Here is a 7,968-nt window from a genome sequence, read left to right on the forward strand (position 1 = left end):
ACCATGGACAAAACGTCCTGAAATCCCTGAGGGTGGACGCCAAAGAACGCCTGATAACATGTGGCTGCAAACGCACTGACAATAAATGCGAGCCAGATTCTGTGTAGCATAAACAAACCTTATAGAATGTAACGCAATGATGATTGCCGTTTAACCCGGAAGTGAGCAATGCGGGAAATGAAAAGTGTGCGGCAGCGTTGTGCCTGAAACTTGAAACACATCCCTGTTAGTCAATTTTATACGATCAACTAACAGAGACGATACTAGCGTTAGTTGTAAGTAAATAACAATTATTTATTACAACTCTAAGCTTTAAGAGGAATTTTTTAGTTTAAAACGGTTTTCAGTGCGCCAATACAAAAGTCCACGTTTTTGTCGGTACATCCGGCGCCCATCAGTCCGATACGCCAAACCTTACCTGCAAATCCACCCAGGCCGGCACCGATTTCCAGATTAAAATCGTTTAGCAATCTACTGCGCACCGCTGTGTCATCCACGCCGTCTGGGATCTTTACTGCATTTAACTGAGGTAGCCGATACGCTTTGTCTACTGCCATTTCAAGGCCAAGCGACTCTAACCCGCTCACCAGTTTGTCGTGTAATCGCGCATGGCGCGCCCACGCGTTTTCCAGTCCTTCTTCGTGCAATATCACTAATGATTCGTGTGTTGCATAAATACTATTCACCGGTGCGGTATGATGATATGCCCGCTTACCACCTTGCCCCCAGTAGCCAACAATCAGATTCATATCTAAAAACCAGCTTTGTACCGGTGTTTTTCTGGATTGGATAAGTTCGACGGCACGTGGGCTGAATGATACCGGCGAAATGCCGGGCACGCAGCTTAGGCATTTTTGTGAACCGGAATAAATGGCATCGATACCCCAATCATCCACTGCTACTTCAATACCACCCAGTGAAGTCACTGCATCTACAATCGTCAGGCAATTATACTGTTGCGCGAGTTTACACATTGCCGCAGCGTCGTTGCGCACTCCTGTTGAGGTTTCAGCATGAACAAACGCAACAATTTTTGTTTCAGGATGCGCTTTGAGTGCGTCTTCCAGTTTGTTTAGATCGGTTTGGGTGCCCCAGGCGTCCTCAACTACCACTGCTTTAGCGCCACAGCGGATCACATTTTCTTTCATGCGACCGCCAAACACCCCATTAATACACACAATTACTGTATCACCAGGTTCAACCAGGTTAACAAATGCCGCTTCCATTCCCGCCGAGCCCGGCGCAGAAATTGGCATAGTTAACGGGTTTTTGGTTTTAAACGCATACTGGAGCAACTCTTTGGTTTCATCCATCAGCGCAATGAAATCCGGGTCCAGGTGACCAACCGTACTGCGTGCCATCGCATTGAGTACCCGAGGGCTAACATCAGACGGACCAGGGCCCATAAGTGTGCGCAATGGTGGAATATGGCTTTTGTAGGTTTTCATAATCGATGCCTTATTGAACAGTATGCAAACATGTGATGATTGCGTTGAGCCAATGGTTTTGGCTTAAACCGTAATCTTGCTTTGAAACGTATTCTACTTTGGCTACCAGAAACCACAATGCAGCAGGTGACTTCAATTTGGGATTACCATTATTCATGAGGTGAATGTTATAACCTGAAGATTGCAGATAAACTTATACAAAGATGCAGTATGACCGTTTTTCCGGTAAAACCGGTCGTCAATTTGTGGATAAATGTTGCACAACCTGTTTAAAATATGTTCACTTTCGGTGGATTTATTTTATATGTTTGCTTGATGCGTGCAGATATTGGTCTATAATTCAGCCAGTTTGAAGAAATTTTCAAAATTTTGTTTATAAAGTGAGCAGCTTTACGCTATTATTGGTAAACAGCGTGAATACTGTACATCCTCTCCCTTTGTAAAAGTTAGCGCACGGCTCAGCAATGAGCCATTCCCCTAGGCCCGGAGCTTTTTAAGTTCTGGGCATTTTTTATTGTGCTGTATGTTCGCAATCTGACAGGCCAAATAGCCTGCCAGTATTCGATATCAGATTATTCTTAAACACAAGAATAATAACGCTTATTCTTCGCGCAAACGCATCAATCCTTCCTGCATAGTAGAAGCGACTAATTGTCCTTGCTGATTAAATATCTGCCCGCGAACCAAGCCACGTGCATTTTCACTGACCGGGCTTTCCATTACATATAACAACCATTCATTCATATTTACCGGGCGGTGGAACCACATTGCGTGATCAATAGTCGCTATTACCAGGTTTTTATCGGTTATCTGTACACCATGAGGTTGCAATGATGTGCTCAGGAAATGGTAATCACTGGCATAAGACAGTACAGCCTGATGCATTGCCTGATTATTTCCCAACATTTCATTGGTTTTTAACCAGGTGGCACGCACCGGCTTGCGGTTTTTGGCCGTGAATGACGCCACAGCATCTACAGTACGAATATCAATTGGACGGTGGTAGCTAAGGGCCTCACGCATGCGACGCCCCAAATGCTCATAGTTTCGCTCGTACATTCTGATATCGGGTTCAACGTCTTCGGGCGGCGGTACATCTGGCATATCGGCATATTGGTGACTCATTCCCGCTTCCGGTGTTTGGAAAGACGCTGTCATATAAAAAATATTGCGACCATTTTGAATCGCTTTTACCCGACGGGCTGAAAAGCTCTTACCGTCGCGTACAATTTCTACATCATAAACAACGGGCTTTTGCGCATCGCCTGGTAACAAAAAATAACTATGAAAAGAATGTACTACACGATCTTCAGGCACACTTTGATACGCAGCCTGCAAGGCTTGCCCCAGTACCTGCCCGCCGAACAGGGCCCGAAAGCCAAGATCCCAGCTTTGGCCGCGGTACAATCCGTGCTCTAAGGTTTCTAACTCTAATAATGAAGACAATTTAACTTCGTTTTGTTGTTCCAAGGATATCTCCTAAAACGTATTTATTCCCCGGGAAAAGAACACACACTACTTGCGCATATACTCAGCTAATTTACTCAGCTTAATGTCGCAGCCTACTGTGCTTTGGGGTTTCTTGGATAATACTTATCTGCGCAACGTGCGCGATGATCAAAGAACCGCGTGTCTTTGTATGGGAGTTTCATGAAGCCGCTGATCCCTTCCCCACTGATTTCCGGTAACGCCCGCACGATCAAATCTAACAGCGCATTAAACTCATTTTCTTTGGTGTGATCAAGTAATCGGTAGTAGCTGTGAATTTTAAGATGGTGACTCAACGCCTCAAAAATAATGCATCCGGTATGATGTATAGAATTCAACCTGGCAATGGCATCCATAATCGACGCGGGTAACGCCAATAGTTCATCCGGGTCGTCACCGTCTTCAAAATACGAGTGCAAACGGCTCTCGCTGGCACTCAGTGTTTGTACTGATTTTTCGTAAGGAATACGGGTGCCCGGCGCTGCTACAAACGCCCCCTCTGGCGTGGCCCGATCGAAGTGCAGCGTGTTTTTAGCATCAAATAAACAGCATTTAAACACCCCTTTGCGATGAATGGCGCGAGCCAACATCACTACATTGTTCACGGCTTGTTCAAAGGCGCATTTTTTGTCCGGCTCGTGAAGGTTCAAACTCGAATCTATATACACCCCCTCGGGTTGCCAGTTAATAGCCAAACCGCCCACAACGGGGTACTTTGCCAATCGGCTAATGGCGGCCAAAAAGCCTTTTTCTGTGTCGCCCATCCCATCGAGATAGTTTTTGTAATACCGCTCAAATTGCGCATCGTTAATATAATTGAGTGCTTGTACGGTGTCGGCCAGGTTTGTATCAGACGCCCGCTCCCGTAAGAAAGACTTACGCGAGCTGTACACTACGGTTTCGATGGATTTACTGCGACGTCCTACCCAAACGGGCAATAATGCTTCGTTTTGTGGCGGTACGTAACCACCAAATACCAGGTTTTCCAGTAGCGACAAATGCGATAGCAAATAATCTCCGCCTTCCCGCTGGGCCTTTTCATCGTCGCTTAGCATATACGTTAAAATGTCCGACAATACCCGGGGCAACCCCAGAGAAGACGGTGGCACAACCTGCCGGGCAAATCGGGCTGACTGCCCGGAAGCAAGTGCATACAAGGTGCTGGCCATACCCTGTTCATCAAACCTTGGGCTCGACAAGGCACCATTTAACTGTGCATCGCCTATAAAATACACATCACCTAACCGGGCATTGGTTTGCTGCAAGTCCCCAGACATTAAATCCAGCACATTGTTTTGAACGGGCTGCAAATGCTCGTCCAGTTGGGCGAATACCGATGATCCCCAGTCAATGAGCGCTATTTGCTCGTTTTCTTCGTCCCATACCAGATTAGAGGGTTTGATATCGCCATGTACGATCGGCCGAAATTGCCCCTGATGCACGTGCTGACGAAGATCCAATAGGATTTTCCCCAGTTGAACAGCAATTTTTACAACCAAACGTGGGTGCAAAGCGCCATCACGCAAACTCACTTGTTCTAAATCCAGTCCTGGCGCACGCTCCATCATTAAAATTGACTGCCGGCCTTTTTGATGAAAATCGAGTACCTTTGGTACCAGAGGATGCTTTACCATCGACTGCATAAAGGCCTCTTCTTCCAATCTATCCTGTATGCTGGCGGGTAACGTGATACGGGTAAATTTAAATACCCGGTGGCGCTGTTGCTGATCAATTCCGGCAAACGCAAATCCATAAGCGCCTTTACCGATCAAATGAATATCGCGATAGCCTAGGGCACCTAACTGCTCTATACACAGCGCCAGCCAGTCTTTCAATTTTTTCGCGTCGGTATGCGACAGTAAGTAAATTGACTGTTCTTCCGGAATATAAAAGTGCTTTATGCCCTGGGGTTTCATGCGTCGATTTGATGTAACCAGCGAACAGTCGAAGTGGCCGTTACACCCATTTGCGGGGTGAGTTCGTTGAGGATATCGGTTAGCACAGCATCTATTTGCCACGCGGGGTTAATTAAACACACGCCAGAACCGTACATCCCAGTATCTGACGAGGCATCATCAACACACAATTCTGCTTTGAGCACATTGTGAGACAGCGATGCCAGACTCTCGCACATGGCTTCCGACTGACCGGTTTTGTCACCCGCCCGTTCAGATAACAATGGATACCACAGTACAATTTGTGCCTGGGGCCAACGTTTTAGGATCTGCTCAACGGCGGCGATCACTGCGTTGTACTCTTTGCGCTGTTCATAGGGCGGATCGATTAAAATGGCGCCACGATTGGGCTTTGGCGGACACATAGCAATGGTGCCTTCCAGGCCATCGCGGTGATGCACATGACTATGCCCATTGCCACGATATTGCTTAATTGCACCGCGTAATCGTTCGAATTCGCCGGGATGAAGCTCCATCAAATGAAGCTGGTCATTGTCGCGCAGTTGCGAAACCGAGATCAACGGAGAACCTGGGTACTGCTGACGCGCTACAAAATCGCCAATTACCTGCTGATACCGTTGTAACACATGATGCTCAGGCTTCCAGTTTTGCAACAAGGCTACACCGCGTTTAAATTCCTGGGTTTTAAGCGCCTGCTCTCCGTCCAACGGGTAACAGCCCGCACCTGCGTGAGTATCGATTAACGAAAACGGTTTGGTTTTCTGATGAAGCTTGTCTAATACAGCCAACCAGGTGATGTGCTTGATCAAATCGGCGTGATTACCAGCGTGGTAACCATGAAGGTAACTTAGCAAAGTCGGGCTCTCTAACTGAATAACGACCCGCTATCTGTATAGCGGGCGTTAAAATTATGCCGGAGCCTGTTGCTCCGGCGTCAATTGCGTAAGTGTATCGCCGACAACCTGCCTGTGACAATGCCAAACTAGCGCAGCTGGCTCAGCATTTTTACCGGTTCACTAAGGTAATCGCACCACAGGTTGTTAAACTTCACCATGGTAGCGCCGTCGATTACCCGGTGATCGGCAGACCAGCTCAGGTGCATAATGGATGCGCTTATTACGTTACCATTCGCATCAAACCTGGGCAGGGTTTGCATTTTGCCTAACGCAACAATCGCCAGCTCCGGATGATTAATGATAGGCGTTGCCGTGGTACCACCCAGCACTCCCACATTGGAAATGCTTATTGTACCGCCTTTCAGTTGTTCAGAAGACAACTTACCGGCCCGGGCAGCCTGCACAATAGACTGCATTTGGCGGGCAATGTCCATTACGCTCAGATCCTGTACACCTTTAATATTCGGTACCAGTAATCCAATCGGGCTGTCCACCGCAAAACCGATATTGTGTTCGGTAAGGTAATCCAGCGCCGTTTCATCCTCGCTCAAACGCGCGTTGAAGATGGGATATTCCTGCATACATAACGACAACGCCTTAATAAAGAACGGCATATACGTAAGTTTGATATCCTGCTTGGCAAACGTATCGCTCAGCATGGCTTTTAAGTTAATTAAACCCCGCATGTCCAGCTCTTCCGATACCGTAAAGTGCGGAATAGTGCTTACTGAACGGGTCATTTGCTTAGCCATAGCACGCTGAACCGGCGTAAGTGGTACGCGTTTTACATCACCTGCCACAGGTTTCACCGACGCGTTGTTAACAGGCACGTTAACATCATTAGCATTGGGCTGGATAACAGCCGAATTCAGCACCGCCAGTACGTCTTTTTTCAGCACACGGCCCTTTTTACCCGTGGCATTTACCTGTTTTAAATCTACGCCATTTTCACGGGCCAGCCTGCGCACCGCAGGGCTGGCTGCAACTTTGCCTGAAATCATCTTAACAGGCTCTTCACTGCCTTCACTAAACCCATGTGATGGCTGATAAGTCGATTGCGCAACAGGTTGGCTTTGCATACCAACCGAAGGCTCAGATTTAACCGGTGGTGTTTGCTGAGTATTAGCAGAAGCCATCGATGCGACAGCTTCTCTGCCTGCAACGCTCATTTCAAACAGGGGTTCATGCACTTTGGCAATTTCACCCTCCTGATGATAACGCTTCGTCATGACACCGGCATATTTAGCGGGTATTTCCACTACCGCCTTGTCGGTCATCACCTCTACTACCACATCATCTTCTTCCATATGGTCACCTTCATTCAGGTGCCACTTAACGATTTCGCACTCTACGATACCTTCACCGATATCAGGCAGAATGAAGGTTTCATTGGCTACTGAAGGTGTTGTAACCTCAGTTGCATATGTTGGAGATGACGTTTGTACCGCACTCACCGGAACAGGCGCTTCAGTCTCGCCGTCGCGTGCCATCGCAAAAAGCGGCGCGTGTACTTTGGCAATATCACCAGCTTTATAAAATAATTTGGTAATGGTGCCTGAATGCATAGACGGGATTTGTACCGTCGCTTTATCGGTCATCACTTCTGCAACGGGTTGATCTTCCTCAACCCTGTCACCTTCTTTTACCAGCCATTCCAATAGCTCGCATTCCACTACGCCTTCGCCAATATCGGGCAAAATAAAATCTGTCATGTTTTGTCCCTTAGTAGTTCAGTACGCGCTTAATGGCTTCGTAAGTTTTAAATTCATCCGGCATGTATTCTTTTTCATGCGCCAGCGGAAACGGAGTATCCAGGCCACACACGCGCGTGATCGGCGCTTCCAGGTACAGAAAACAATGTTCCTGAATACGCGCCGCAATTTCACTGCCAAAACCGGACGTAACTGGTGCTTCGTGGTTGATCAGCAAGCGGCCTGTTTTCATTACCGACTCCGCAACCGTTTGCGCGTCCCAGGGAAGAATACTGCGTAAATCGATGATCTCGCATGACACACCATCTTCCAGCGCCATATCAGCCGCTTTTTTAATGGTTTCAACCTGAGCCCCCCAGGCCAGCAACGTAATGTCGTTACCTTCCTGTACAATGTCGGCTTTACCTAATGGGATGGTGTACTCTTCTTCTGGCACTTCGCGTACTGAGGCACGATATAAGCGTTTTGGCTCCATAAACAGCACCGGGTTGTCATCGCGAATAGCCGA

At 47.5% G+C, this 7,968-nt stretch carries 6 protein-coding genes; all 6 read right to left on the reverse strand.

Annotation, left to right across the window (positions count from 1 at the left end; translation table 11 throughout):
• Window positions 1-326: 326 nt before the first annotated feature.
• Complete coding sequence (locus ACLR2L_RS16950; protein WP_413369786.1) at window positions 327-1,406, reverse strand: pyridoxal-phosphate-dependent aminotransferase family protein; 1,080 nt, start codon at window positions 1,404-1,406, stop codon at window positions 327-329.
• A 642-nt stretch (window positions 1,407-2,048) separates the two neighbouring features.
• Window positions 2,049-2,918: an acyl-CoA thioesterase domain-containing protein gene (locus ACLR2L_RS16955; RefSeq protein WP_413369776.1), complete on the reverse strand. Its 870-nt coding sequence runs from the start codon at window positions 2,916-2,918 to the stop codon at window positions 2,049-2,051.
• Between the two features lie 92 nt (window positions 2,919-3,010).
• Complete coding sequence (locus tag ACLR2L_RS16960) at window positions 3,011-4,852, reverse strand: serine/threonine protein kinase (RefSeq protein ID WP_413369778.1); 1,842 nt, start codon at window positions 4,850-4,852, stop codon at window positions 3,011-3,013.
• A complete protein-coding gene (locus ACLR2L_RS16965; RefSeq protein WP_413369780.1) occupies window positions 4,849-5,706 on the reverse strand; it encodes a 23S rRNA (adenine(2030)-N(6))-methyltransferase RlmJ in 858 nt (285 codons plus the stop codon). Before ACLR2L_RS16965 ends, ACLR2L_RS16960 begins: the two co-directional genes overlap by 4 nt.
• 128 nt (window positions 5,707-5,834) lie before the next feature.
• A complete protein-coding gene (locus ACLR2L_RS16970) occupies window positions 5,835-7,460 on the reverse strand; it encodes a dihydrolipoyllysine-residue acetyltransferase (protein WP_413369782.1) in 1,626 nt (541 codons plus the stop codon).
• 10 nt (window positions 7,461-7,470) lie between these two features.
• Window positions 7,471-7,968 (reverse strand): transketolase C-terminal domain-containing protein (locus ACLR2L_RS16975; protein WP_413369784.1); only part of this gene is annotated, 498 nt, incomplete at its 5' end.

This window comes from Alteromonas sp. AMM-1 (assembly GCF_047290655.1).
Taxonomy (GTDB): Bacteria; Pseudomonadota; Gammaproteobacteria; order Enterobacterales; family Alteromonadaceae; genus Alteromonas; species Alteromonas mangrovi.